Here is a 26,071-nt window from a genome sequence, read left to right as displayed (position 1 = left end):
TGTCCTCGTCATTCGGTCCAGTTGAGGGTGGCGAGCAGGACCGTCGCCTTGCGCCCCAGCAGGGCCGGTTGCAGCAGTGATTGACCGAGCAGCAGTTCGCCGGTCACGGTCTGTTTCCTGAAGTTCCAGGCCGCGCGGGCGCCGAGGCCGGCGCCAGCCAGCGTCGGCCAGCCGCCCTGCGCCACCAGGTGCGCCTTGCCCGCGTCGAGGAACAGGTAGGGCTCGATACGCGCGTCGTGCCAGGCCGGCACGTTCTGCCAGGCGGCCTCGTTGCGCAGGTAGATGCCGCTGTCGCCGCTGATGCCGCCTTCGGTGAAGCCGCGCACCGAATCCATTCCGCCCAGGAAGATCTGCTGGTTGCCGAACAGCGCGACGCGGCTGTACTGGCCGCGCAGCGTGCCGCGATAGCCCCAGCGCATGCCCCCCAGCGAGCCGAGCGCGAGCTGCAGCGTGGCGCTCGCGTCAAGCTTGGTGAACTGGCTGTGCGCATCCGCGACGCCGCTGTCGCTGGCATCGTGCGAGGCGCCCAGCCAGGGCAGTCCCTGGGACAGCCCGACATCCCAGGTCGCGGCCGCGCCCTCGTCGCGCGCCACGAATCGCACGAGGCCGTTCAGGGCGACCCGCAGCACGCTCAGCTCCTGCGGGTCGAGGTCGATGCCGTTGACGGCACGCTCGGTGCGCGTGCGCGTGAAGCTCACGTCGATGCTGGTGCGCCCGCTGCGCGAACGGCTCAGCACGTCGTTCCAGCCGAAGATCTGGCTGAACGAACGGCCGGTCAGCAGCGCGACATCGCCGATCGTCTGCTGGTACTCGGACAGCGAGGTCGTATAGCTGAAGGTCTGGTAGCCGTGCGGCACCGCGGCCGAGAACACGATCGCGTTGCTGTCGTGCGTGCCGACATAGTTGAACGACAGCGACTCCTGCAGGCCCAGCAGGTTGTCGGCCTCCACGCCGCCGCGATAGCGCGTCCTGCCGGTCTGCGAACTGCCGTAGTTGTCGACGCCCAGGTTGGTGTAGAAGCGATCGCCCACGCGGTTGCTCAGCGCGACGATCGAATCGCCGGGCGTCTCGCCCGGCATGATCTGGATCTCGGCCTGGTTGCGGCGCAGCCGGTTGATCTGCTCGACGCCCTGCTCCAGGTCCGGCAGGCGCAGCAGATCGCCGGGCCGGGCCGCGAAGGCATCGGCGGTGCCGACATCGGTCAGCAGGCCGCCGCCGTCGTGCCGCCACCAGGATCGCGCCGGGTCGCGCGGGCGCAGCGGCTTGCCGTTGAGCGTGAATGCGGCCACCCGGCCCGCCACGACGGTGACGGCCAGCTTGCCCGAGGCCAGGTTCTGGGCGCCCAGATAGGCGCGCGTGGTGATGTAGCCATGGGCGATGAAGGCCTCGGTCACGCGCCGCAACAGCAGGTTGATGCGGTTGCGGCCGAGCTCGTGGCCGAGGAAGGGCTGCGCGATGCGCGCCAACTCGTCGTCGCCGAGCACCTTGTCGCCGAGGAACTCGATATGGCGAATCGGGAAGGTCGGCGCGAGCTCCGGCAGGCTGCCGACATCGGCATCGGCCGGCAGGTCGGGAACCGTCGGCGCGGGCGCCTCGATCTGCGCCGGTGCCTGCCGGATTTCGTCGTGCCGCTGGCGATCGCGTTGCTCCTGCAACAGGCGCTGCGCGGGGTCCTGCTCGGCGCGCGGCGCCGGCAAGGCGCCCGGCGCGAAGCCGGCCAGCTGGGCGAGCGCGCACGCGGGGATCATGCCGATCCAGGCGGCCAGCGATACGGCAAGACCACGCTTCATAGGCCGAACCAGGACACGAGGCCGAGATGGTTGCCCGCGCCGATCGTGACGGGATCGCGCCGCGGGGTACGCAGCGTCACCACGCCGGCGACGGCATGGATGCCGCCGGGCGCATTGAACGCCCCGCCATCGACGATCGCCTCGCCGCTCAGTTCGACCTGCCCCGAACCGCCGGAAAAGATCCCGCCGGTGTCGGTGGCGTAGATGGCGGCCCAGCGATTGCCGAACCAGGTCTTCAGGTCGTGGCTGCGATTGATGGTGCTGTAGCCGAGCACCGCCTGCGCCAGCGTGCGCGGCGCGTCGAGCCGCAGCTTGCCGAGAGCGAGCACGGTGCCGCCGGTATTGGTGATCTGGGTGCCGGCCTTCAGGCTGATGTCGGTGCCGGCCTCGATCACGCCGCCGAATGCCTGCACGGTGCTCGAGGCGCTGGAACGGCAGAAGATGAAGCAGGAACGCTCGAGGCGAGCCTGGCCCGTGAAGATCGCCTCGGTCGAGATCGTGTCGCGCGCCGCGATGTCGATCGCGCCGTCGTTCGACAGGATCGAACCGCCGGTATTGACCACCCGGTTGGCGCGGATCGTCACGTCACCGGCATCGGCGGTGATGTAGGCCAGCTTCGCGGGATCGACGATCGCGCCGTAGTCGACCGAGAAACCGTCGCTGCGATGCGTGAAGAACAGGAAGCGCCCGCCGCGATCGGAAAAGCCGACCGGCGCCCCGCCGTTGACGCCGTCGGTATGGTCGACCAGGTTGAGCAGGTCACCGCCGGCGCTGATCGTCACGTTCCGGTTCGACAGCAGGCGCGCGTTGCGGTTGAGCACATCGCCGCCCGCGCTCAGCGAGACGTCGCCGGCCACGCCGAACAGGATGCCGAGCGGCGTGTCCGGCAGGGACTGGTTGAGGATCGAGCCCGCGGCCGTCAGCGTGACGGCGCCGCGCGAATCGGCGTCGCCGTCGATCGCCTTCTGGCCTTGCACCAGGGTGCCGATGCTGGCGATATCACCGCTGCTGCTCAGCACCACGCCGCTGTTCGCCGAGGCGATGGTCGAGCCCGGCGTGGTGACGCCGGGGCCGAAACTCAGGCCCGCACCGCTCAGCTTGACGCTGTCGTTGGCGAGAATGCCGCCGCCGAGCAGCGTGATCGGGCCGCTCGCGCTGATCGCAACGTGCCCGCCGGCCGCCTTCAGCTGCGTGTCGCTCATCGAGAACGCATCGCGCACGTCGAGGTCGGCATTGCCGGCCACCGCGAGACGGGTATTCGAGAACTGCACGCTGCCGTTCGAGGACAGCGTGAAATCGCCGAGCGAGGCATTGAGCGCGCCCGCGCTGCGCACGCCCGGGCCGCGATCGGTGACGATCAACTGCACGCGCCCGCTGGTCAGGCTGCCGGCGGCCGTGATGTCGACCGCGAACGACTGCGCGGTGGCCGGCGCGTCCGAGCCGAAGCGCGTCAGCCATTCATTGGCATTGTCGGTCGGTGAAATGCCGGTATTGAGCTGCACGCGGCTATTGCCGGCCAGCACGCGCAGGCCGGCCGTGCTCGAGCTGAAGGTGTTGTTCACCGGCCCTTCGACGCGCAGGTTCCTGGCGATCAGGTCCAGCGAGATCAGGGCGCTGGTCAGGCCGTTGGGGCCGACCACGATCGTGCCGCTGTCGGTGTCGAGCACCACGTCGCGCCGGATCACGCCGGGCGCGAGCGTGATGTCGTCGAACGAGACGCGGCCGGTCGACAGGACCACGTGGCCCGTGTTCGTGAACGAGCCGCCGTTGACGGTGATACCGTTGGGATTGGCCAGGATCACGTTCGCGCGCGTGCTGCCGAGCACCGCGATATTGCCTTCGATCAGGCTGCGATCGGTGCCCGTCACCTGGTTGACGATGGTGCGCGCGTTGATCCCGACGTTGTCGAGCGAGGCGCCCGCCGCCGAGACGTTGAAGCTGCTGTAGGTGTTGTGCGAGACGCCCGCCACGGCGGGCGCCAGGCCGACGACCTGCCGCCCGCCCGCGCCGATCGACACGGACGTGGCGGTGCCGCCGTCGGGCACGATGCCGGCGGCCGCGGCGACGAGCGGTGTCATCGCCAAGGCCGCGAATAATGAATTCCGCGATACGCGCAGGCCCCCGCCCGCGTATCCGGTCGACTCTCGGTTTGTCATTCCTTGTTGGTCTCGCCGCTTCTTGTCGAGCGGACTCTCGCTGCTGCTTGTTGGTATCGCGGGCTCTGCTCGGCCCGACGCGGTTGAAGGAACTTATCGGCAGCCTGAAAGGCGACTTTAGGGTCGCCGACATATTTTTTTCATATTGCCGATCGATCGCCCTGATTTTCCAAAAACAGAAAACCACCTTCGACTTTCAGCCGTTCTTTTTCGCCAAGGAGAAACCCAGAATAGCCGTCATCCCCAAGGCAAAGGAGCCCGCCATGAAATACAAGACCCTCGGCAACACCGGCCTGCTGGTTTCGCAGCTCTGTCTCGGCACCATGACCTTCAGCAGCGGCACCGGCGTCTACCAGCACATCGGCGAACTGGACCAGGCCGGCGCCGACGCGCTGGTCAGGGAAAGCCTCGAGGCCGGCATCAACTTCTTCGACACGGCCGACGTGTATTCCGACGGCGAGAGCGAGCGCACGCTCGGCCAGTCGTTCCGCAACCTCGGCATCGCGCGCCACGACTACGTGCTGGCGACCAAGGTGGCCAGCCGCATGGGCCAGGGCCGCAACGACGTCGGCGCCTCGCGCGGCCACATCATGGATGCGGTCGAGGCGAGTCTCGCGCGGCTGAAGACCGACCATATCGACCTGTACCAGATCCACGCGACCGACGCGCTGACGCCGACCGAGGAGACGCTGCGCGCGCTGGACGACCTGGTCCACCAGGGCAAGGTGCGCTATATCGGCGTATCGAACTGGCAGGCCTGGCGCATCGCGACCGCGCTCGGCATCTCGGCGCGGCTCGATCTGGCGCGCTTCAATACCCTGCAGGCCTATTACTCGATCGCCGGCCGCGACCTGGAGCGCGAACTGGTGCCGCTGCTGGAGGCGGAGAAGATGGGGCTGCTGGTCTGGAGCCCGCTGGCGGGCGGCCTGCTGTCGGGCAAGTTCAGCCGGGAGCAGCAAGCCAGCGAGGGCTCGCGCCGCTCCGGCTTCGACTTCCCCATCGTCGACAAGGCGCGCGCCTGGAACGTGATCGACGCGATGCGGCCGATCGCCGAGGCGCATGCCTGCAGCCCCGCGCGCATCGCGCTGGCCTGGCTGCTGTCGAAGCCGGTGGTGACCTCGGTGCTGGTGGGCGCCCGGCGCCTGGACCAGTTGCAGGACAACCTCGCGGCCATCGACATCGTGCTGGACGAGGAGGAGATCCGCCGGCTCGACGCCGTCAGCGAACTGCCGCCGGAATATCCGGGCTGGATGCTGGCGACCCAGGGCGCGGATCGCCTCGGCCCGGTCGATCTGTGGGCCGACAAGACCGTCGCCACCCGCTGAACCACCAGCCGATCGCGCAAGGGCCGGACGTCGAGCGCGTCCGGCCCGCTTCGCGCGGGCATGCTCCACCCGCATTCACTTCAGGCCATGACACCCTCGAGTTTTTCCGAATCGGCATCCCGCCAGGACAGCCCGCGACTGTCGCGCCAGTCCCGCCTCGCGATGGCCGCGCTGATGGTGTCGATCGCGCTCGCGATCCTCGACACCGCGATCGCCAACACGGCGCTGCCCAGCATCGCCGCCAGCCTCCATACCGCGGCCGGCAGCTCGGTATGGATCATCAACGCCTACCAACTGGCGGCCGTCGCGACGCTGCTGCCCTTCGCCGCCCTGGGCGCGGCGGTCGGCCATCGGCGCGTCTACATCGGCGGCCTGGTGGTGTTCACCCTCGCCTCGGCGGCCTGCGCGCTGTCGGGCAGCCTGGCGGCCCTGATCGCCGCCCGCGTGTGCCAGGGCATCGGCGCCAGCGCGATCATGAGCGTGAACACCGCGCTGATCGCCATGCTCTATCCGCGCGCGATGCTCGGGCGCGGGCTGGGGCTCAATGCCCTGGTGGTCGGCGCCTCGTTCGCGCTCGGCCCGACCGCCGCCTCGGCGATTCTCTCGCTCGGCAACTGGCCATGGCTGTTCGCCGTCAACCTGCCGATCGGCCTGGTCGCCATCGTCTTCTCGCTGTCCAGCCTGCCGCGCTCGCCGGCGAGCGCCGCCGGCTTCGACGCGAAGGCCGCGATGCTGACCACGATCGCCTTCGCGGCCCTGATCTACGGGCTCGCCGCGACGGCACAGGGCGAGCCCTGGACCCACACGCTCGGCGCGCTGCTGCTGTTCGTGGTGGCGCTGGCGGCCTTGACCGCCCACGAGCGCGACAAGCTCGCGCCCATGCTGCCGCTGGACCTGCTGAAACGGCCCTTGTTCACGCTCTCGGTGCTGACCAGCTTCTGCGCGTTCGCGGCCCAGGGCCTGGCCTTCGTCGCCCTGCCGTTCCATCTCGAGCACGCGATGGGCATGAGCGCCCAGCAGACCGGCTATGTGATGACGCCGTGGTCGGTGGTGGTGGCCTTGATGGCGCCGCTGGCCGGGCGGCTCTCGGACCGCTTCGCGCCCGGCATCCTCGGTGGACTGGGCCTGCTGTGCCTGGCGCTCGGCATGCTGCTGCTCGCCGCCCTGCCCCACGCGGCGCCGCTGGCGGCCCTGCTCGGCGGCATGATCGTCGCCGGCCTCGGCTTCGGCCTGTTCCAGTCACCGAACCAGAAGGCGATCATGTCCGCCGCGCCGGCGGATCGGTCGAGCGGCGCCAGCGGCATCGTCGCGATGGCGAGGCTGATCGGCCAGGCCAGCGGCGCTTCGCTGGTTGCGCTGAGTTTCGGCCTGGCGGGAGCCCATGGCACGCTCGTGGCGCTGCTGCTCGGCGCCGGTTTTGCCGCGGCGGGCGGCATCGCGAGCATCGCGCGCCTCGCGCTGCGATGACGGGCCGGCCCCGGCGCCGAGGCCGATCGATGCCGCGCGAAGAAACGTCGCCTGGCAAGCAACAGGATCGACGCGTCGATCAAGCGTCGCCGGCAAGTTCGGGGCTCGTCCTCACGACCTGGTCGGCGAGGAAATCGGCGACCGCGCGCACGCGCGCCGAGGCAACCAGGTCCGCGTGCGTCACCAGCCACAGCTCGTTGCTGAACATCCGCTCGGCGGGCACGACCTGCACGAAAGCCTCGTCGACGGCGAGGAAATCGGGGATCACCGCCAGGCCGAGGCCGGCCCGCACGGCAGCGATCTGGGTGGGCAGACTGCTCGTCACCAGCGCGACCTTCGCCTCCGGATGCTCTCGTGCGAGCCAGGCGGCGGCCGGCAGATGCGCGTGGCTGTCGTCCCAGGCGATGAAGTGCCGGCCGCCCAGGGGTTCGCCGTCCACCGCCGGATGTCGCGCGAGATAGTCCCTGCTGCCATAGACCGAGTACCGCATGTGGCCGATCCGCCGGACCTTCAGGTTGCCCCGCGTCGGCCGCACCACGCGCAGCGCGATATCGGCCTCGCGGCGGCCCAGTTCCGCCGCGACGGTGCTGGTGATGATCTCCAGGCAGATACCGGGGAATCGCTCGCGAAAGGCCGGCATGGCCGGGATCACGAGATCGGTGGCGAGGTTCTCCGAGGTCGCCAGCCGAACCGTGCCGACCGGCGATTTCTCGATGCCGGCCGCGCCGCGCTCCAGGGCCAGGATGCTGTCCTCGACCTGTTCGGCATGCCTGAGCACTTCGCGGCCTTCGTCGGTCAGGACATAACCGGTCTGGCTTCTCGCGAACAGGCTCATGCCCAGGCTGGCCTCCAGCTCGCCGATCCGGCGGCTGACGGTGGACTGGCTGGCCTTCAGCTCGCCCGCGGCCTGGGTGAGGCTGCCGCTGCGGGCCACCGAGAGGAAATATCGCAGGTCGTTCCAGTCCATGTCGGATTCGTTGGCGAATGGGGATGCCTATTATGTTTGAGTTCCGGCACGCCACGGCGGCTCGCCCGCCAGTTGCCAGCGCCGAAGGACATCGTAGCGATGCTGGCCGAGCCAGCTGTGGATCAGCAGGAATTCACCCACGGTCCAGCCGATCGGCTCGATGGCGCGTCGATCGAGCCTGCCGGTGCCATACATCAAGGTGAGATGGGGGGTGAAGCGCCGCATCGACATCCGCAGGCCCGCTCCCCTGAGCGAGCCCGCGAGCCGACGCTGAAGCTCGGCCAAGGCTGCCAGGCCGGCACCCGGCATCAACACCAGCGGCCAGTGCCCGGGCCGCCCCTTGAAGCTGAGGACCTGATCGAAGCCCAGTTCGAAGGCCGGCATCTCGACGCTGGCCGCCGCGATGCACGCGCGGGCAAGCTCGACCTCCGGGACATGCAAGTAATCGCCCACGAGCTGCAGCGTGACGTGCAGGCGCGCCGCCTCATGCAGCTTGCCGCCGATGCCCGCCTCGGCCGCCAGCCGGCTGCCGCGGCACGCGATGCGCTCGGCCGTGCCGGGATCGGGCATCACGGCAAAGAACAGGCGATGTTTCGGAATCCATGGTCCGGTATCGAATCCCGGCAGGGCCAGTTGGGGCGTATCGGTTTCGGCGCTTCGCATCGGGCCACCTCAAAACGGCGCAAGAGACGTATTTCCCTCATTTCAGGACAGATGCGGAGATCGCTTCTTTTCTCCTTAGAATGCGACTTCACCAGGGTTTTCAGCCGGCCACCTCATCATGCATCGAATCGGGTTCTACGTTTGTCGCGGTTATGATGCGCTCGATCTCGCCGGGCCGCTGTCGAGCTTCAACCAGGTCGCCACGGCCGCCGGCCACAGCCCCTACGAGCTTCACGTGCTTTCGCAGGCGGGCGGGCCGGTTCACGGCAACACCGGCCTGCCGATCGAGACCCGGCCGATCGGCAGGCGCGCGTTCGACACCGTGATCTTCGTCGGCGGCGATATCGCCCCGATGGAGGAGGCGGACAACATCGCCGCCGCCAGGAAATTGAGCGCGAGGGCCTCGCGGGTGGCGAGCGTGTGCACGGGCGCCTTCCTGCTGGCGGAAACCGATCTGCTCAACGAGCTGAGAGCGACCACGCACTGGCGGTATGCCGCCCAGCTGCAATCCCGCTTTCCTCGCGTCAGGGTCGAGAGCGACAGCATCTATATCGCGGACGGGCGCATCTGGACCTCGGCAGGCATCGCCTCCGGCATCGACCTGGCCCTGGCGATGATCGAGCAGGACATGGGCGCGGACGTCGCGCGCACGGTGTCGAGGCTGCTGGTGGTTCCCTATCGCCGGCCGGGCGGGCAATCCCAGTTCTCGGCCATGTCGCGGATGGAGCCGGAATCGGATCGCATCCGCATCGCCCTGAACTTCGCCAGGGAGCATCTGGCGGAGGCGCTGCCGGTCGAGCGGCTCGCGGATGCAGCAAGATTGAGTCCTCGCCAATTCGCGCGTGCATTCCGTCGCGAGACGGGCGAGACGCCCGCCAAGGCGGTGGAACGCCTGCGCGTGGAAGCGGCGCGATTGCGCCTGCAGGACGGCAGCGAGCCGATCGAGCAGATCGCGCTGGCGGTGGGCTTCGTCGATCCGGAGCGAATGCGCCGGGCCTTCGTCAAGCTGCACGGGCATCCTCCGCAATCGATCCGGCGCGAGAGCCGATTGCTCGGCAAGCGCTGATCGGGGGACGATCAGCGCGGGTAGTCGTTCCACATGTCGCGATGCAGTTTCCAGGCGCCGCCCTGCTTCAGAAACACCAGGATCTGCTTGCCGCGGATCTTGAGCCTTCCCTCCTGATCGCGAACCTCCGCGTCCGACACTTCGGTCACGATCCGCTCGTCGCCGTAGAACTCGTAGTGGCTGAACGACACGGTGCCCGGCTTCGTTCCGGCATAGCCCTTGTTGAAGTAGTCGGTGATCGCGCTGGCACCCGTGACCTTGTCGCCGCCGGGCGGCAGGAGCGTGCCGTCGCTCGTGTAGAGCCGGCCGATCGCCTCGTAATCGCCCCGCGCGAAGGCTTGCGCCCAACGAGCGTTCTCGGCCTTGATGGCCGCCTGGATTTCGGGTTGCGGGCTGCCGTCGGTTGCCGGCGAGGCAAACGCGAGAACGGGAAGACAGGCCGCCAGGACGGCGGCATAAAAACGAATCGGTTGCATCGAATGATTTCCGAACAAGGTGTGGATCGGGAAAGACGGCGCGCCGAACGGCGCGCAGGCGGCAGCTCAGCGAACGCCCGGGATGCGCGCGAGGCCCTTGGAGGCACCGGGCAGCCGCTTGTCGACCATCGCGACCACTTCCGGCCGCGCGTCCCTGGGATGGCCGGAATGGAACGGCGGCGCGGGATCGTATTCGATGACGAGCTGCGTGAATTCGGCGGCCTGTCGTCCACGCAGCTTCTCGGCAACGCGCAGCGCGAAATCGATGCCCGCGGTCACGCCGCCGCCGCTCATGAAGCGGCCATGCTCGTCCTCGACGAAGCGATCGGGAACGGGGATCGCGCCGTATTCGGCCAGCTTGTTGACGAAGGCCCAGTGGCAGGCGCTGCGCTTGCCCTTGAGAACGCCGGTGGCGGCCAGCACCAGCGATCCGTTGCAGACCGAGGTCACGTACTTGGCGCCCTCGGCCAGGCGACGGATCTGGGCTTGATATTCCGGGCCCATCGGCACCGACAGATCCGATCCGCCGGGCACCAGGATCAGGTCCGTGCTTTCGATATCGGCCAGTCGCTCGGTGTTGCCATACACGACGCCGAATTCGAGCGTCACCTTGCCCCCGTTCAGGCTGGCATAACGGACCTTCGTGTTCGGCAGCCGGTGGAAGATCTCGCTGGGGCCGGCGAAATCGAGCAGGGTCCCGCCGTCGTAGTTCACGATCAGGATATCGAGCGGCTCGCTCGGCGCGAGTTCGCCCTGGCTCGCTGCCTCGGCGAGCGCCGGGCTGGCGTGGCCGAGCAGGACGCCCCCACCCAGGACGGCGCCGAGCGTGGCGGCGCCGCCGAACCTGAGGAGCTCGCGCCGGGCATGGCCTGCCCGGTCGAGTGTCTCGTCGGCGATATGCTTGTCGTTGCGATCGGTCACGATCATTTCTCCTTGTACCGCGGCCCGTTTGCGAGCGCAGCCGGCTCGGGCCGGATTGAAGCACCGCCACGGCGGACAGCCGGGCGGGCGTTTGATGAAGAGGGAAATCGCGCAGCCGGGAGTCAAAGCTGCGAGGCGCCGCCGTCGACCACCAGCTCGGTGCCGACGACGTAAGCGGATTCGTCGCTGGCGAGGTAGAGCGCCGCGTGGGCGATGTCCTCGGCCCGGCCCATGTGGCCGACCGGAATGGCTTGCGCCAACTCGGCCTTGCGGTCGCGAACCCACTCGTGCGGCCTGCCCCACCTGCCGATCAGCGGCGTGTCGATCGCGCCGGGCGCGATCGCGTTGAAACGGATCCTGCGATCGAGGAACTCGTAGGACCAGCTGCGGGCCAGCGATCGCACGGCGGCTTTCGCCGCAGCGGTCAGCGAGATGCCGTGCTTGCCGGTCTGGGCGACGAAGGAGGTATTGAGGATGACTGACGAGCCTTCGCGCAATAAAGGCAGCACGGCTTGCAGCGTGAACACCACGCCCTTGACGTTGATGTCCATGATCTCGTCATAGAGCCTTTCGTCGATGTCTCCGATCGCGGAGGGAAAGGCCCAGCCCGCGTTGGCGAACACGATATCGAGGCCGCCGAACCGCTCCTGCACCTCGGCCGCGATCGCGCGCATGTCCTCGATCGAGCGGACGTCGCCCTTCAGGACCAGTGCATGTTCGCCGAGCTCGGCCCTCACCCGCTCGAATGCGGCTTCGTCGCGGCCCGTGACCGCCACGCGCGCGCCTTGCGCAATGAAGAGCCTGGCCGTCGCGAGGCCAATGCCGCTGGTGCCGCCGGTGATCAGCGCCGTCTTGTTGCTGAGTCTCATCTTCGTGTTCCTCTATCTGCTTCGCCATGGATCGGGCTGAAGTCCGGCGCATCGTTGCGCCGGCTCCGGCCTGATTTCGTGAGCAGATTATGGAATCCGAGGAAGATGGCTCAAAGGACTTATAACCCTCAAAAAAAGCCATTCCCGCTTCGTGGTCGGGATTCGGCGAACCGAGGATGCCGAGGACGGCGCGCCCTACGTGCCCTTCTTGTCCAGCAGCGCCTGGTACTTCTGCAGGCTCTCGTCGATCTTGTCGAGCGCGATACTGGCGGCCTCCCCTTCGATCGCCTCGGCGGCGCCCGCGACGAGCGCCGCAGTGGCGACGAACAGGTCCGTCAACAGCAGGCCCATCGCATCCATCGCCATCCCGGGCACGTTCTCGTCGACGGTCTTCTGCGCCAGATCCTTCATCAGCACGCTCTTGCCCGCGATCGCCAGCGAGGTCGATGCCTCGAAGTAATTGGCCGCGGCCTGCGCGACCATGCCGCCCGCCTGCGTGATCATCATGTTCGGGCCGACGGCGATCTGCGTGGTCGCGTAGGATGCCGCCTCCGCGTTGATCGCCTGCACGGTCTGCAGCGCCGAGCCGCCCGCCCCGGGCGCATCCGCGATCCGGTTCGGTGCCTTCAGCGCATCGGTGAGCCGGCGCAGCCGGTTCACCGGCCAGGTACGCGCGACGCCCGTCGAAGGCGCGACCTGCGGCTCGGCGGCGGGCGGCGGCGTTGCGCCCGCTGCCGCTGCATCCGCAACATCGCGCGGCGTCTGCAATGCGCCGTCGCCGCGTCCGCCCAAAAAGCCTTTCATGTTCATGGTTCAGGTATCCCGAGAATCGGCACGTTTCAATGCGTGGACTCCATCTGCGGCCCGCTCGTCGTGACATGGGACGCGCCGGCCGATCCGCCGCCCGCCCCGCCACTCGATGCGCCGCCCGTCAGCCCGCCCGATCCGCCCTTCGGCGAGGCTTCGACCGACAGGATCATCGCCACCGCCTTCGACACCACGGCATTCGAGATCTGGTTGAGTGCCGCCTGCTGCTGCGTCATGTTCTGCGCCGAGATGCCGACGGCCTGGCTGAACATCTGGTAAAGCGTGCCCAGCGCCTGGGCTGGAGAAACCGCCACGACGCTCACATTGTTCTGCGTCAGCGCGTCGGTGACCTGCTCATTGACTTTGTCTGCCACGAGGCCTCCTCGGATCTCGGCTCCGGCATGCGATTGAAGGAACGGCGGGCCGGCAGGCCATCGACGCCGCGCATGCGCTTAGGAACGCTGCGTGAGCGCGTTCGTGAACGCATTCAGGCGAGGTCCGCGCGCAATTTCTTGCGCAGCAGCTCGACGCGTTTCCTGGCCAGCGGCTCGTTGATCCCGAGCATCGCCGCGATGTGCGGATAGGGCTGCTCCTCCTCGAACTTCAGTGTGAACAGCACCTGCTGTTGCCGGGGAAGCGCGGCCAGCACCTGTTCGAGGCGCGACAGTTGCTGCCGCAACAACAACTGCTGCTCGACCGACGGTGCGTGGCCGGCCAGCTCGACGATGTGGTCGTCGTCCCAGCCCGGGTCGAATTCGAGCAGGCCGTTTTCGCGCTGGCGATGACGGGCGCCGGAGAGGAAGGCGTGGTTCATCGCCAGGAACAGGAAGCCGGCCAGGTTGCGGACGCGATCGGGGGAGCGCTGCAGGTAGATGTGGACCTTGAGCGCGGTATCGGACAGCAGTTCGTCGGCGCGATGAATATCGCCCTTGCACAGCATTCGCGCGCGGCGCCGCAATTTCCCCTGCATTTCGCGCCAGGTCTGATCGAGTTGTTGCGCCGGTGACGCTGGCGTGGGGGCCGCGTGTTGATTTGAGTGTGTCATCCCGTGCGTTCCTTTTTTATGGAAAACACAGAATCGATTCGATGCCGCGAATGGCGCTGTTACCTGCGTAACACCGAATTTGGATAATCAGCTTAGTAAATTTTCCTGATTATTATGAACGCAAATTTCTAATTCCCCGGCATGGCCCGAACCCTTGTTTCATGCGCGCCGCCGGGCGTGAACAACGGCATTTGCGATGAACAAGAACGACTACCGCCGCGATCTGTTCGTGCGCCGGCACGCTGCTCCCGAGTCGATCCAGCAAGCATCCTTGCCGCCGAAGGCCGCCCTATCCGGATTGCTTGCCGATCATTCCGCGCCTTTCATTATTTCGTTATTCACGCAATGCCAAAGGCAGCGTTTTCCGCTAGGTGGGCGCATCGTCAAACTACCTCGCACGGAAAACATGCCTGTCCTTGCCGACGCTGAAATACTGCGTAATATTCCGATACTCGCGGATCTCCCGGAAAGCCTGCTCGCGCATATCGAGCGGCATCTCGCGCCCTGGCCCGAGCGCGGCCATCGCCTGTTGTTCTTCAAGGGAGATCCGGAGAATTTCATTGCCTTCGTGCACCGCGGCCGCGTCTACAAGACCTTGCACGAACCCGGCGGACGCGAGGTCATCCTCGGCCACACCCTGCCGGGCGAATTGCTCGGCGAGAGCACGCTGCTGCGCGCCCATCGGCGCAGCTTCACCGCCCAGCTGAGCCACGACTGCCGCATTTCGCTGCTGCATCGCCAGCACTTCGCGCCCTTGCGCGCCAACGCGGATTTCATGGAGCGCATCTACGAGCAGCTGTGCCGGCACATCCAGCAACTGAGCGATTTCACCGAATCGGCGTGCCTGTACCGGCTCGAGGCGAGGCTCGCGCGCCATCTGCTGAATCGCGTGCAGGGAAAGGATCTCGAGGTGGCGCTGCCGGAAAGCCAGAGCATCCTGGCCGCGATGCTCAACGTGAGCCGGCCGCGGCTGAACAGCAGCCTGCAGAAGATGCAGCGCGACGGCCTGATCCGGCTTCACGAGCACGGCGTGACGATCGAGAAGCCGGAACGGCTGCGCAATATCGCCGACGCCAATTGAGGCCTCGGCAAGCACGCAGGGCGTGCCGTGCCGCGGCAGGCAAGGATGGCGCGCGCCGCCTGGCGCGACGCGTGAGGAGGCTCAGCCGCGCCAGTGGCCGATGGCGTTCATCAGCTGGGCGATCGCGGACAGTTGCGAGACGAAATTGTTGTCGGCCGCGCGCGCCGCGTTGGCCGCCGCGACCGGGGAGTTGGCGTACAGCTGCATGATGCCGACCGTCGTGGCGGCCATGTTGGAGGCAGCCTGGTTGGCCTGCATCTGGACCGCGTTGTGAAGCAGGATCGCCGAGGCATGGCTGTTGGACTGCATCAGCGTGCCCAAGGCCACGGCGGGCGCCTCGCCCACTACCTTGACGTTGGCTTGCGTGACTGCATCGGTGATCGCGGGGGAAACCTGCTCCGTCATAGTGTTGCTCCTGGATTGCTCGCCGCGGTGGCGCGGTCACGGCGAAGGCATGAGTGGATCGGGCCACGACACGCGGTGCGCGGCCTCGTCGATGCGGCGTGGACGTCGAGGCGGCGTCGCGCGCCGGGCGGCAAGCAGCGAAGCTCGAGCCGCCGCCCGGCGCCGACGCCGCATCACGCGTCAGGCCAGCGCCTTGCCGAGCGCCAGCACATCAGCCAGGACGGAAAGCACGCCGTTCGAGCCGATTTCGGTCGCCGCGGCGCCGGCGCTCGCCGGCCCCAGCGTGTAGAGCTGCATGATGCCCACGTTCGTCGAGGTCGGCAGTTGCACCGCGGATTGCGACTGCTGCTGCACGGCGTTCTCGAACAACACGCTGAGCGAATGGCTCTGGGCCTGGTACAGCGAGCCCGTGGCCATCGCGGGCGCTTCGCCCACCACCTTGACGTTGGTCTGCGTGACCGCGTCGGTGATCGCGGAATTGACCGAGCACGCCTTGCAGTTGCATGCGTCCTTCGGGTCGTTGGTGCCCGTCCCTGCATCGTTTGCTGCCATCGTATTTCTCCTGGTTCGCGAACAGGCGCCGCATCGAATCGGCCCTGCCCGTCCTGTCGCTTGCTCCGGAACACCGCGCGGCCCCGCCGTTCAGGCGCCGGCGGCCATGCTGCCAATCCGCGGCGCGGCGGAAGCGGCGGCGGCTCGCGCCGCTTTCGCCGCCGCCCGGCCACGGCCCCGCGACGACGCCTTACGGGCCGCCCACCGCCTTGCCGATCGCGATCACGTCGGCCAGCACGGAGATGATCCCGTTCGCGCCGATTTCCGTGGCGGCCGCGCCCGCGCTTTCCGGCCCGATCGTGTAGAGCTGCATCGTCCCCACGTTGGTCGAGGTTTGCGACTGGATCGCGGCCTGCGATTGCTGCTGCACCGCGTTCTCGAACAGGATGCTCAGCGAATGGCTCTGGGCCTGGTACAGCGAGCCCATCGCCATGGCCGGCGCTTCGCCGACCACCTTGACGTTGACCTGCGTGACGGCATCGGTGATCGCAGGATTGACCTGGCACACTTGACACGTATCAGCCATTTTTTGCTCCTTGAGTCGCGTAGTTGAGGAATCGCACCGCGGGAGCGGTTGAGGTCAGCCGCGTGGCCCGTGTGCTACTCCATGGACGCCGGGCCGGGGGTGTCGTGAATCGGAATGGTTGCGGCGGCTGCCGGCGTGGCGGGTTCGGATGGGATGGCGGCGATGTCCTGCAGCAACTCGCCTATCGCGTCGAGCCGTCTGGCGAGCGGATCGACGTATTGCCGGAAGCACGATTCGATTTCCTGGCGGATCAGGCCCGTCAGTTGTTCGCCGATCATCGCCAGTGCCTGGCGGGTGCTGTCCTGGATCTCGCCCGTGGCGGATGCCTGGGCGTCGCCCGGCGGCTCGTGCTCGTCGAGCACGCCGGAGACCTTTTGCTGCTCCGAGGCCAGCATGCCGAGCGTCGTCTCGTTCTGCGTGTCGATCGTCTGCAGGATGCCCTGCATCTTCTCGTAGGCTTTCTGCTGGTTCAGTTGAAGGAAGTGCTTGATCTGCTCGCGGGCTTCCTTGCGGGTTTTCAGTTGCTGCAAGGGGGGGTGGGCGGTGGGGGCTTGTGTGGCGGGTGTGGCCGCGGGTGCTGCCGGCTTGCCCTGGCGGCTCGGCAGCAGCTCCAGCAGCGCGTGTTCTTCGCCCGGCTGGAGAGGGCGGCCCAGGCGCTTCTCCGCGAACTGGCGCAGCAAGGGGTCGAGGGCTTCGGTGCTCATGGGTCAGACCTCCCCGATGTGCGTTTGCTGGGCTGGCGTGTCCTGGTCGGCTTGCTGCAGTAGGTGTCGCATGGTGTTCTCCCGGAAATGGACGTGCGAGGGCCGCGCCGGGAATCGGCGGGACCGTCGCAGGGACGCATCGTGTGGGGAATCGTGAAATCAAGAGGGCGCGTTTTCCGGCTGTACAGGCCGGAAAGTCATACGAGGTTTGCGGTCATGCAGCCACATTTCCCCGTCCTGTTTGCGCTGCGCGACGGCAATGGTTCCGCCCCAAAAGCTCTTTCATTTTCCGCTTGCGCTCATCATCCACCCACGTAGAATACTGTACGCATATACAGTATTGGTGGCGACGTGGAACTGCAAAAGAAGCTCGAGGTGTTGGCCGACGCGGCGAAGTACGACGCCTCCTGCGCCAGCAGCGGCGCGCCCAAGCGCGGCTCGCGCGGTATTTCCGGGCTCGGTGCCAGCACCGGCGCGGGCATCTGTCACAGCTTCACGCCGGACGGGCGCTGTGTGTCGCTTCTCAAGATCCTGCTCACCAACTTTTGCCTGTACGACTGCCAGTACTGTGTGAACCGCCGCTCCAGCAACGTGCCGCGCGCGCGCTTCACGCCCGAGGAAGTCGTCGATCTCACGCTCGATTTTTACCGGCGCAACTATATCGACGGCCTGTTCCTGAGTTCGGGCATCATCCGCTCGTCCAACTACACGATGGAACAATTGGTGCGCGTGGCGCAGTCGCTGCGGGAGGACCACCAGTTCCGCGGTTATCTGCATCTCAAGACCATTCCCGACGCGGACCCGGAACTCATCGCGAAAGCCGGTCGCTATGCCGATCGTCTGAGCGTGAATATCGAATTGCCGACGGACGGCAGTCTCGCGCGCCTCGCGCCGGAAAAGAACGTGCGAACCATCAAGCTGGCGATGGGATCGATCCGGCTTGCGCAGGAAGAGGCGCAGGCCGAGACCAAAGCTCCGCCGTTCACGCCGGCCGGGCAAAGCACGCAAATGATCGTCGGGGCCGACCAGACGAACGATCGCACCATCCTGCAGACGGCCGAATCGCTCTACGGCTCGTTCAAGCTCAAGCGCGTTTACTACTCGGCCTTCAGTCCCATTCCAGACAGCCCGTCCGCCTTGCCCGCGCAGGCGCCGCCTCTGCTGCGCGAACATCGGCTTTATCAAGCCGACTTTCTGCTGCGCGGCTACGGCTTCCATGCGGACGAGCTGTTCGGGAGCAGCGCGGACCTGGCGCTTGACATCGATCCGAAGCTCGCCTGGGCGCTCGCTCATCGCGAACATTTTCCTGTCGACCTCAACCGCGCGCCGCTTCGCGCGATCGCGCGCGTGCCCGGCATCGGCATGCGTAACGCAAAACGCATCGTCGAGCTGCGGCGCACGCGTCGCGTCCGTTACGAGGATCTGGTGCGGCTGCGCTGTCCGATGGAGAAGATCCGGCCGTTCGTGGTGACGCAGGACTATCGCGCCGCCCTGCATGATGCGTCGTCCGAGGCGCTGCGCCGCGTACTCGCGCCACCGCCGGTGCAACTCGCGCTGTTGTGAGGACGGCCGATGCGCACCATCGTGATCGAGGATCGCTTTGCCGCGTGGCGCGCGGCCTCGCTCGCGGCGCTCGCGGAAGACCTTCCGCCGGCGTCGATCCACTGGCGTCTCGCGGAGGCTATCGAGATGCCGCAGCAGCAAGCCTCGATCGACTACGCGCCGGCATCGCCAGGCACGGCCGCGGCTTCGCCCCGCCTGGCCGAGGTTCAGGTGTCGAAGGCGTTCGCGGCGCTGCTGAGAGACGCCGCATCGTTTCGCGATCCCCAGCGCTGGGCGTTCTTGTACAAGGTGCTGTGGCGCTGGTATCACGGCGATCGCTCGGCGGCATCGCCCGCCGATACCGACGGCTCACGGCTTTACCGCATGGCCAAGAGCGTGCGCCGCGCGCAGCACGACATGATCGCCTATGTGCGATTTCGCAAGCAGCCGGATGCCCAGGCCGTTCCCGAATACCTCGCATGGTACGAACCCGAGCACGACGTGCTCGAGTGGGCGGCGGAACATTTCGCGCAGCGCATGGGCCGATCCTCATGGCTCATCACCACCCCTCGCGGCGCGGCCTTCTGGGACGGCAGCCAGTTGCATCTGGACGCGCGTCGCGCGTTGCCGGGCGATCATCGTCATGACACCGAGGATGAAGCCGAGGCATTGTGGATCGCGTATTACCGGAGCACGTTCAACCCGGCGCGACTGAACGAAAACGCGCTGGAGCAGCATATGCCGGTACGTTTCTGGAAGGGCTTACCCGAGGCCCGTTTGATTCCCGGCATGATCAGCGAGGCCAGGAGCGGCGCGCGGCGGCTCGCTCAAGCCAGCGGTATCGGCACGCTGAACGGCAAGGCGATTGCTGTCGAAGCCGAGGTGGCGCAACCGGTTCGAGAGCAAGCCTCTTCGCTGGATGCTTGCCGACGTTGCGACTTGTGGCGTAACGCCACGCAGGCGGTAGGCAGCGCGGGGCCGAGCAGCGCTCGAATCATGTTGATCGGCGAGCAACCGGGAGATCAGGAAGACCTGAGCGGACAACCGTTCGTCGGGCCGGCGGGGCAACTGCTCGACCTTGCCATCGAGCGCGCGGGCCTGTTGCGTGATCAGGTTTATCTGACCAATGCAGTGAAGCATTTCAAGTGGGAGCCGCGCGGCAAGCGCCGTTTGCACAAAACGCCGATGCAACGTGAAATCGAAGCCTGCCATCACTGGCTCGAGCATGAACTGGACACGGTTCGACCTGCCGTGATCGTGGCGCTCGGTGCCACGGCGCTCACCGCGCTGTTGCGCAGGAAAACCAAGCTTCGCGATTACGTGAATGCGCCTTTCGAGATCGATGGTGGATGGGCCATCGCCACCTATCACCCGTCGTTCGCATTACGCCAGCAGGATGACAACTCGCGCGACAAGGTGCTCGACGACATGACCCGGGCACTCGTTCTTGCGCGCGAAATGGCGGATGCCGATGCGCCGCTCCATGGTCGCGCCCGGAACGATTCCGCTTAGCGGTTTGCCTTCGCTAATTTCTCCGTCAGCGTCAACGCATTGGGAATGGCCTCGCCGCGCGCGGTATTGTCGAAAATGCACCAGACCTCGGAGCCGGAGCGGCTGGCCTCGACCGCCCGAGCCGCCACCGCGTCGAGGAAGGGCTCGTCGTATGCCGAATAATAAATTTCCGGCGAACCGTGCAAACGGATGTACAGGGTGCGTGAATCGCCCCTTGGCTCGATATCGGCGACGGGCGGTGGGTCCGCCCGCACGCAGCCGATCCCGGCACGTTTCATGATCGCCGCGCCCGCCTCGCTAAACCAGCTCGCATGGCGTGGTTCGCAAACGATGGGGGTTGCCGTGCGGCTTCGCAGCAGCGAGAAAAAGCCTTGGGCCGCAGCCTCGTCCAAGGCCAGACTGGGCGGCAGTTGGAGCAACAGGCAGCCCAATTTTTCCTTCAGGGGCTCGACCTGAGCCAGGAATTCGCGCACGGCGGCGTCGGTGTCGCGCAATCTCAGTTCGTGCGAGATGCTGCGCGGCAGCTTGACCGAAAACCGGAATTCGTCGGGTACGCTCGCGGCCCACCGCGCATAGGTCTTCGGCTGATGAGGACGATAGAACGAGGAGTTGATCTCCACCGAGGAGAAGACTCGGGCGTAACGCTCCAGATGGCTGCCTTGCGTGGGAAATAGCTCGGCTAGCCGCGATGACAGCGCCCATCCGGCACATCCGATATGGATCGGATATGCGTTCGAATGAGTCGCGGAGCGCGGGCTGGAGGTCATGGGGTTGGGAGCGCATCGGCTGGATTGACGCGTGAGGTGGTCAGACTAGCATGCGAGGGAGTCGCCCACTGGGCAATAAACTCGGTGATTCTCTCTTCGATGCGACTCTCGACGGTGCGCAGACGCAGGATGGGAATGCCGCTTTTCGCCAGGATGCTGTTCTTCAACTCGTCCCGCGCCACCTGATCGGGTCGATCATGGGAGCCACCATCGACTTCGATCACCCCCAGTGGGGTCTTGCCCACCCTGAAATAAATTACGAAATCGCAACTGGCACGCGCCATGAAAACCCGCTCGCGTTGCGTCAAATCCGGATTGCTCGACGATGCGACTTGATCCAGTTTGACCTGGCCGTGGTACATCAACGCTCGGCACGACGGATCCGACAGCACCTCGCGCAGCAGTTGAGCCGCGATCTGCTCGGATTTGTAGCGTGAATCGTCGGACCGCAGGCGGGCGTTCAAGCGCGCCAGGGATTGGTCATACTCGCGGTACAGTAGATCGAAGGCAGATACCACGGGCGCACGTACGATGTGCTCGTCTTGCGCGTAATACGTCATATAGCGCATCAGCGCTGCAACGTGGCCGTTGTTGCCATTGAACACGTCATCGCCCGTCACCAGGGTGAAACGGTGCTTGGCCCGCGACACCGCCACGTTGATCATGTTCGGGTTATCGACGAAATCCAGGCGCTCGCGCATCTGGTTATAGCGTTTCTTGTCCAACACCGTGGAAAAGACGATCTCGTCGCACTCCCGCCCCTGGAACTTGTGCACCGTGTCCTTGACGAAATCTGCCGGCAAGTGCTTGCCCGATAGGTTGACCTGTGCGCGAAACGGCGCGATGAAACCGCGGCCGTCGTCGTCCAGCCCGACCGACTCACCCTCTTCAGCAAGCAGCTTGAGCAGGGAGTCCAGTTCCCGCAGGTTGGTGTTCTGACGAGTGTGGTTGCCCTTGCCGGTCACCACCAGACGCAGCGGCGCTTCGCCCTTGTCCTCGGTCATGGGCACCAGCAAGTTGTCGTAAAACTGCTGATTGCAGAATTGGATGATCCTGGGATGGCAGCGGTAATGCTCCTTCAAAAGGGTTCTGGGCAATGCTTCCTTGAACACGCCGATGCACGAATCGAGCAGGCTGTAGCGCTCGCAATCGTAAGCGTCGGCGGGTGCCGGCAAACCCAGCTTCACGGGTATATGCGCCAACTGGCGGTTGTCGCCAACCACGATGAGGTTCTTCGCACAGCCCAGCGCCAGAATGCCCGGAACTATGTCCTGTAACGAAGCTTCGTCAATGATCACGTAATCGAGGATCGTTCCTGGCGGGATCGAATTGACTATGGAGTGTGTGCCACTGCCCAGGATCGGGAAACGCTTCAAGAAAGCATCGAACTGATTGCGATAGGTCGAGGTACTGAAGTCGTCTGAAATCCGCGGCAAACCATGCAGATGCTGCTTCAGATAACGCATCGACGCCGTCTTCAACTCCTCCAACAAGACTGTGAAATTCCCGCGTGCCAGCGATGCCCGACACGCCTGCAGCTCCGCTTCCTTGTCATGCAGCGCCTTGTCGTAGTAGCGCATTTGCAAGGCATGGAAAACAGATAAACGCGCGTCCCCCTGGATGAGAGGCTTGGCGCGAAAAATCCTGAAGTTCAACAACAGCTCGATGCGGTCCTTGAGGCGGATGCGCTGCTCGCCGAGATGAGCGAGGTAGGCCATCAGGTCCACCCCCTTGCTCGTCGATAGTCCGTACTTTTCAAGCGAGGCAGCAGTGGCAGTCTGCACCCCGCTGTCTGCCTGCCACTGCTGCAAGTAACGCCGTTCGACCTGCAGTTCATCAAGTTCGACCTGCAGTTGCGCCGCCCGATTGTGATCGCGCAAATGTTGCTTCAGACCAGCCAGAAGGGTTTGAATTTCGTCCAGCGTCGGCGCGGGCTCAGGCTCGCCCGATGGCCAAGGCGGCAGGTTGGCGAAAAACTCGTCGCGGTTATTCTGGTTGCCTAGTTTGGCGACCAGATGGACGAGGCTGCACTTCTCCAGCTTCTCGTAGACATTTTCGACGGCCGCATTGTTGTTGGACAGCACAGCCACAGTCTGCCCACGCAGCAGAACATTAGCGATGATGTTGAGAATGGTTTGGGTCTTGCCGGTTCCAGGCGGACCTTCGATCACGCTCACCTGAGCGTTGAAGGCCCGCTCGACCGCCGCGAGTTGGCTCTCGTTCACTCCGAATGGATAAATCAGGCCTTTGCCCGCTGCCAGCGCTCCGTTCTGTCCCGTGCAATATGCATGTAAGGCGGCATCCGCACTGGCGGGCAGTTTTTTTAATTGGCGGACCACGTTAGCGGCGATTTTACGATCACTATCCGAATTCGCACGATCCACTCGGGCATTCGCTACGTCTATAAAATAATGAAAAATCGGCCCGTCCTTCATCGCCGTCGGCGCGATGAAGCTGATGCTCTCCATCTTATGGAGATAGGGCCGATCGGAACCTGGATAGAGCACGACTGCATACCGCTCGCCATAAATTGTTGCCTTGACAACATGCGTGACGATCGCACTACCGGGCTTGATCAACAACGTCTCTCCCAACTCACGAACAGGGGAGATGTGGCAGTCACTGAATGAATATGTTTCCTGCCTCTTGTTCAAGTAGAGACACCTCAGTTGCAAGCCGTCTTTCTTATCATTCCGGATCGACCAACTTTTGATCTCCGCGGTCTTGTCCTCGCCGCCCACATGGATAGAAACCATACGCCCCTTATTCGTTTGCCAACAACATCCGAATTCGTTCTCTCGACGACTATCAAATGCCGCTATTTTCCAATGGGGAGTTATCTTGCCATCATTTTATACATTCAGGATTCGAAATCCTTGCATCGTCCAAATTTGCAGTGGCAACAGATGCTCCGACTCGCCATATAAAAAAGAAAAAGCCCGCATTTACGCGGGCTTATATACCTTCTGCTGCTTTTTAGGCATGAGACGATTAACGTCTCAACTCACGGCTCACTCCCACTCAATCGTCGCCGGCGGCTTCCCCGACACGTCATACACCACGCGATTGATCCCACGCACTTCATTGATGATGCGATTCGAAGCCCGCCCCAGCAGCGCATAAGGCAGATGCGCCCAATGCGCCGTCATGAAGTCGGTGGTCTGCACCGCGCGCAGCGCGGCAACGTAATCGTAGGTACGCCCATCACCCATCACCCCCACCGACTTCACCGGCAGGAACACCGCGAACGCCTGGCTCGTGAGGTCATACCAGGACTTGCCCACCTGCGAAGCCTCGCAGATCCCCGCCGCCACGTCCTGCTCGTTGGCGATCGTCGAACGCAGTTCCTCGATGAAGATCGCATCGGCGCGACGCAGCAGCTCCGCGTACTCGCGCTTCACCTCGCCCAGGATCCGCACGCCCAGGCCCGGGCCCGGGAACGGATGGCGATAGACCATCTCCGGCGGCAGCCCCAGCGCCACGCCCAGCTCTCGCACCTCGTCCTTGAACAGGTCGCGCAGCGGCTCCAGCAGCTTCAGCCCCAGCGTCTCCGGCAGGCCGCCCACGTTGTGGTGGCTCTTGATGGTGGTCGCCTTCTTGGTCTTCGCGCCGCCCGATTCGATCACGTCCGGGTAGATCGTGCCCTGCGCCAGCCACTTCGCGTTCGACAGCTTCTTCGCCTCGGCCTGGAACACCTCGACGAACTCGCGGCCGATGATCTTGCGCTTCGCTTCCGGATCGGTCACGCCGGCCAGGTGGCCAAGGAACTGCTCCGAGGCATCGACGTGCACCACCTTCGCATGCAGGCGCCCCTGGAACATGTCGAGCACCATCTGCCCTTCGTTCAGGCGCAGCAGGCCATGGTCGACGAACACGCAGGTCAGCTGGTCGCCGATCGCGCGATGGATCAGCGCCGCGGCCACGCTCGAATCGACGCCGCCCGACAGGCCGAGGATCACTTCCTCGTCGCCCACCTGCTCGCGGATCAGCGCGACGGCTTCCTCGATGTGATCGCGCATCACCCAGTCAGGCTGCGCGCCGGCGATCTCGAGCACGAAGCGTTCGAGGATCTGGCGGCCCTTCACGGTATGCGTGACTTCCGGGTGGAACTGCACGGCGTAATAACCGCGCTCCTCGTCGGCCATCGCCGCGATCGGGCAGCTCGGCGTCGAGGCCATCAGCTTGAAGCCCGGCGGCAGTTCGCCGACCTTGTCGCCATGGCTCATCCAGACCTTCAGCATGCCGTGGCCTTCGGCCGTGGCGAAGTCCTCGATGCCGTTCAGCAGGCGCGTATGGCCGTGCGCGCGCACTTCCGCGTAACCGAATTCGCGGTGGTCGCTCCACTCGACCTTGCCGCCGAGCTGGACCGCCATGGTCTGCATCCCGTAGCAGATGCCGAGCACCGGCACGCCGAGATCCCAGACCGCCTGCGGCGCGCGCAGTTGCTGATCCTCGTAGGTACTGGCATGGCTGCCGGACAGGATCACGGCCTTCGGCGCGAACGAGCGTACGAATTCGTCAGTGACGTCGTTCGGATGGATTTCGCAGTAGACGTGGGCTTCGCGAACGCGCCGCGCGATCAGTTGGGTGACTTGCGAACCGAAGTCGAGAATCAGGATTTTGTCGTGCATGGCTGCGGACGGGATGAAAAACAAACAGGTAAGAAAAACAGCGCGCGAGGCGCTGCATCTGAATCAGGGACGGGCCGGGCAATGTGCCCGGATGGCCCGAATGGCCCGGCGAACGCCGCCGCGCCGCGAGATCAACCGTGAACCGGCGGATCGCCGCGGCTCGTCGAGCTGCCGGACGAGCCTTGCAGGCGTGAATCCGTGGCGGCGCCAGGCGCGGCCGGCGGCGCATACGAAGGCGCCGCGTCGATGCTGCCGGACTGGACCACCGGCTTGGCGCCGATGCCCGGCTCCACGCGCGTGGCGGCGGGTTCGAGCGGCGCCGGATGCGGCTGCGGCGGCACCACCACCGGCGCGGGCTGCGCCGCCGAAGCCTTGGCTTCGACCACTTGCACCCGCTCGCGCCGACGCACCGCCGAGGACAGCCTCACGCCGCCCAGCCCGATCACGAACAGCACCACCGCGGTGACCACCGCCACGAGCTGCCCGAAGGCGGTCAGCTCGGGCCGGTGCAGGCCGATCAGCCAGACCACCATCAGCACGCCGATCAGCCAGTTCACATGGCCGACGGCGCGCGCGACGCCGGAGGTCATGCCGCCGTTGACGGACGCGTGGAAGGACAGCCAGGCCAGCCCGAGCAGCGCGATGCCGAAGGCCTGGCCGACCATCGCCGGATCGACCGGCACCAGTTGCAGCGCGTCGTACAGCCCCTTCCAGGGCGTCAGCACGAACAGCAGGCCACCTGCGAGCAGCAGCAGGGCATCGATGACGAGTACGACGCGCAGCAATGGCTTCATCGGCG

General features: G+C 65.7%; 24 protein-coding genes. 6 read left to right on the top strand and 18 right to left on the bottom strand.

The features are described from left to right. Positions 1-8: 8 nt before the first annotated feature. Together F3J10_RS00420 and F3J10_RS00415 are read right to left on the bottom strand one after the other, a co-directional pair. A complete protein-coding gene (locus tag F3J10_RS00420) occupies positions 9-1,790 on the bottom strand; it encodes a ShlB/FhaC/HecB family hemolysin secretion/activation protein (protein WP_167240510.1) in 1,782 nt (593 codons plus the stop codon). Further along, the gene (locus F3J10_RS00415; RefSeq protein ID WP_240155287.1) at positions 1,787-3,868 is read right to left on the bottom strand and encodes a filamentous hemagglutinin N-terminal domain-containing protein; all 2,082 of its coding nucleotides are present in this window, start codon (positions 3,866-3,868) and stop codon (positions 1,787-1,789) included. Before F3J10_RS00415 ends, F3J10_RS00420 begins: the two co-directional genes overlap by 4 nt. A 341-nt stretch (positions 3,869-4,209) precedes the next feature. On the opposite strand from F3J10_RS00415, the gene F3J10_RS00410 reads away from it, so the two are divergent. Both F3J10_RS00410 and F3J10_RS00405 read left to right on the top strand, forming a co-directional pair. After that, on the top strand, positions 4,210-5,271 hold the full coding sequence (locus F3J10_RS00410) for an aldo/keto reductase (protein WP_167240506.1): 1,062 nt from the start codon (positions 4,210-4,212) through the stop codon (positions 5,269-5,271). Positions 5,272-5,358: 87 nt separating this feature from the next. Continuing rightward, a complete protein-coding gene (locus F3J10_RS00405) occupies positions 5,359-6,738 on the top strand; it encodes an MFS transporter (RefSeq protein WP_167240504.1) in 1,380 nt (459 codons plus the stop codon). A gap of 79 nt (positions 6,739-6,817) precedes the next feature. On the opposite strand, the gene F3J10_RS00400 is transcribed toward F3J10_RS00405, so the two are convergent. Together F3J10_RS00400 and F3J10_RS00395 are read right to left on the bottom strand one after the other, a co-directional pair. Further along, a complete protein-coding gene (locus F3J10_RS00400) occupies positions 6,818-7,705 on the bottom strand; it encodes a LysR family transcriptional regulator (protein WP_025096662.1) in 888 nt (295 codons plus the stop codon). A 30-nt stretch (positions 7,706-7,735) separates the two neighbouring features. After that, the gene (locus F3J10_RS00395) at positions 7,736-8,368 is read right to left on the bottom strand and encodes a 2'-5' RNA ligase family protein (protein ID WP_167240496.1); all 633 of its coding nucleotides are present in this window, start codon (positions 8,366-8,368) and stop codon (positions 7,736-7,738) included. 118 nt (positions 8,369-8,486) lie between these two features. Here F3J10_RS00395 and F3J10_RS00390 point away from each other — a divergent pair, with 118 nt between their 5' ends. Further along, positions 8,487-9,434, top strand: a complete 948-nt coding sequence (locus F3J10_RS00390; protein ID WP_166911178.1) for a helix-turn-helix domain-containing protein — start codon at positions 8,487-8,489, stop codon at positions 9,432-9,434. 11 nt (positions 9,435-9,445) lie between these two features. On the opposite strand, the gene F3J10_RS00385 is transcribed toward F3J10_RS00390, so the two are convergent. The 6 genes from F3J10_RS00385 to F3J10_RS00360 form a co-directional block, all read right to left on the bottom strand. Continuing rightward, positions 9,446-9,910 carry a nuclear transport factor 2 family protein gene (locus F3J10_RS00385; RefSeq protein ID WP_167229952.1) on the bottom strand — a complete coding sequence of 155 codons (465 nt, stop codon included), beginning with the start codon at positions 9,908-9,910 and terminating at the stop codon, positions 9,446-9,448. A gap of 66 nt (positions 9,911-9,976) precedes the next feature. Then, positions 9,977-10,837 (bottom strand): DJ-1/PfpI family protein, encoded by an 861-nt coding sequence (locus F3J10_RS00380; protein ID WP_167229955.1) that lies wholly within the window; start codon positions 10,835-10,837, stop codon positions 9,977-9,979. Between the two features lie 116 nt (positions 10,838-10,953). Further along, a complete protein-coding gene (locus F3J10_RS00375; protein WP_345791178.1) occupies positions 10,954-11,652 on the bottom strand; it encodes an SDR family oxidoreductase in 699 nt (232 codons plus the stop codon). A gap of 243 nt (positions 11,653-11,895) precedes the next feature. Next, positions 11,896-12,504 (bottom strand): hypothetical protein, encoded by a 609-nt coding sequence (locus F3J10_RS00370; protein ID WP_240154479.1) that lies wholly within the window; start codon positions 12,502-12,504, stop codon positions 11,896-11,898. 35 nt (positions 12,505-12,539) lie between these two features. Continuing rightward, on the bottom strand, positions 12,540-12,881 hold the full coding sequence (locus F3J10_RS00365) for a RebB family R body protein (RefSeq protein WP_046579838.1): 342 nt from the start codon (positions 12,879-12,881) through the stop codon (positions 12,540-12,542). A gap of 113 nt (positions 12,882-12,994) precedes the next feature. Then, complete coding sequence (locus F3J10_RS00360) at positions 12,995-13,552, bottom strand: sigma-70 family RNA polymerase sigma factor (protein WP_025096654.1); 558 nt, start codon at positions 13,550-13,552, stop codon at positions 12,995-12,997. Between the two features lie 196 nt (positions 13,553-13,748). On the opposite strand from F3J10_RS00360, the gene F3J10_RS00355 reads away from it, so the two are divergent. Beyond that, complete coding sequence (locus F3J10_RS00355) at positions 13,749-14,633, top strand: Crp/Fnr family transcriptional regulator (protein WP_240155285.1); 885 nt, start codon at positions 13,749-13,751, stop codon at positions 14,631-14,633. Between the two features lie 81 nt (positions 14,634-14,714). Here the strand turns inward: F3J10_RS00355 and F3J10_RS00350 are convergent, their stop codons facing one another. The 4 genes from F3J10_RS00350 to F3J10_RS00335 form a co-directional block, all read right to left on the bottom strand. Next, positions 14,715-15,038, bottom strand: a complete 324-nt coding sequence (locus F3J10_RS00350) for a RebB family R body protein (protein ID WP_025096652.1) — start codon at positions 15,036-15,038, stop codon at positions 14,715-14,717. A gap of 180 nt (positions 15,039-15,218) precedes the next feature. Beyond that, positions 15,219-15,590 (bottom strand): RebB family R body protein, encoded by a 372-nt coding sequence (locus F3J10_RS00345; protein WP_025096651.1) that lies wholly within the window; start codon positions 15,588-15,590, stop codon positions 15,219-15,221. Between the two features lie 190 nt (positions 15,591-15,780). Next, positions 15,781-16,116 carry a RebB family R body protein gene (locus F3J10_RS00340; RefSeq protein WP_025096650.1) on the bottom strand — a complete coding sequence of 112 codons (336 nt, stop codon included), beginning with the start codon at positions 16,114-16,116 and terminating at the stop codon, positions 15,781-15,783. 74 nt (positions 16,117-16,190) lie between these two features. Further along, positions 16,191-16,820 (bottom strand): hypothetical protein, encoded by a 630-nt coding sequence (locus F3J10_RS00335; RefSeq protein ID WP_167240492.1) that lies wholly within the window; start codon positions 16,818-16,820, stop codon positions 16,191-16,193. 351 nt (positions 16,821-17,171) lie between these two features. On the opposite strand from F3J10_RS00335, the gene F3J10_RS00330 reads away from it, so the two are divergent. Further along, positions 17,172-18,383, top strand: coding sequence for a putative DNA modification/repair radical SAM protein (locus F3J10_RS00330; protein WP_036051046.1), 1,212 nt, complete (start codon positions 17,172-17,174; stop codon positions 18,381-18,383). Between the two features lie 9 nt (positions 18,384-18,392). Beyond that, positions 18,393-19,874, top strand: coding sequence for a UdgX family uracil-DNA binding protein (locus F3J10_RS00325; protein ID WP_167240490.1), 1,482 nt, complete (start codon positions 18,393-18,395; stop codon positions 19,872-19,874). Here the strand turns inward: F3J10_RS00325 and F3J10_RS00320 are convergent. The 4 genes from F3J10_RS00320 to F3J10_RS00305 form a co-directional block, all read right to left on the bottom strand. Then, positions 19,871-20,641, bottom strand: a complete 771-nt coding sequence (locus F3J10_RS00320) for a DUF72 domain-containing protein (protein ID WP_166911194.1) — start codon at positions 20,639-20,641, stop codon at positions 19,871-19,873. The two genes, F3J10_RS00325 and F3J10_RS00320, sit on opposite strands and share 4 nt — an antisense overlap. Continuing rightward, on the bottom strand, positions 20,638-23,397 hold the full coding sequence (locus F3J10_RS00315) for an AAA domain-containing protein (RefSeq protein WP_167240487.1): 2,760 nt from the start codon (positions 23,395-23,397) through the stop codon (positions 20,638-20,640). The genes F3J10_RS00320 and F3J10_RS00315 overlap by 4 nt, the downstream gene beginning before the upstream one ends. A 255-nt stretch (positions 23,398-23,652) precedes the next feature. Beyond that, entirely contained in the window at positions 23,653-25,272 is a 1,620-nt protein-coding gene (gene guaA, locus F3J10_RS00310; protein WP_017919223.1) for a glutamine-hydrolyzing GMP synthase, read from the bottom strand. Between the two features lie 131 nt (positions 25,273-25,403). After that, positions 25,404-26,066, bottom strand: a complete 663-nt coding sequence (locus tag F3J10_RS00305; RefSeq protein WP_167240484.1) for a hypothetical protein — start codon at positions 26,064-26,066, stop codon at positions 25,404-25,406. Positions 26,067-26,071: the final 5 nt, after the last annotated feature.

Origin of the sequence: Burkholderia sp. Cy-637 (genome assembly GCF_011753175.1) — a bacterium.
GTDB classification, from domain to species: Bacteria; Pseudomonadota; Gammaproteobacteria; order Burkholderiales; family Burkholderiaceae; genus Burkholderia; species Burkholderia gladioli.
The sequence above is the reverse complement of the archived record's forward strand: the minus strand, read 5'-3'. Positions and strand labels throughout refer to the sequence as shown.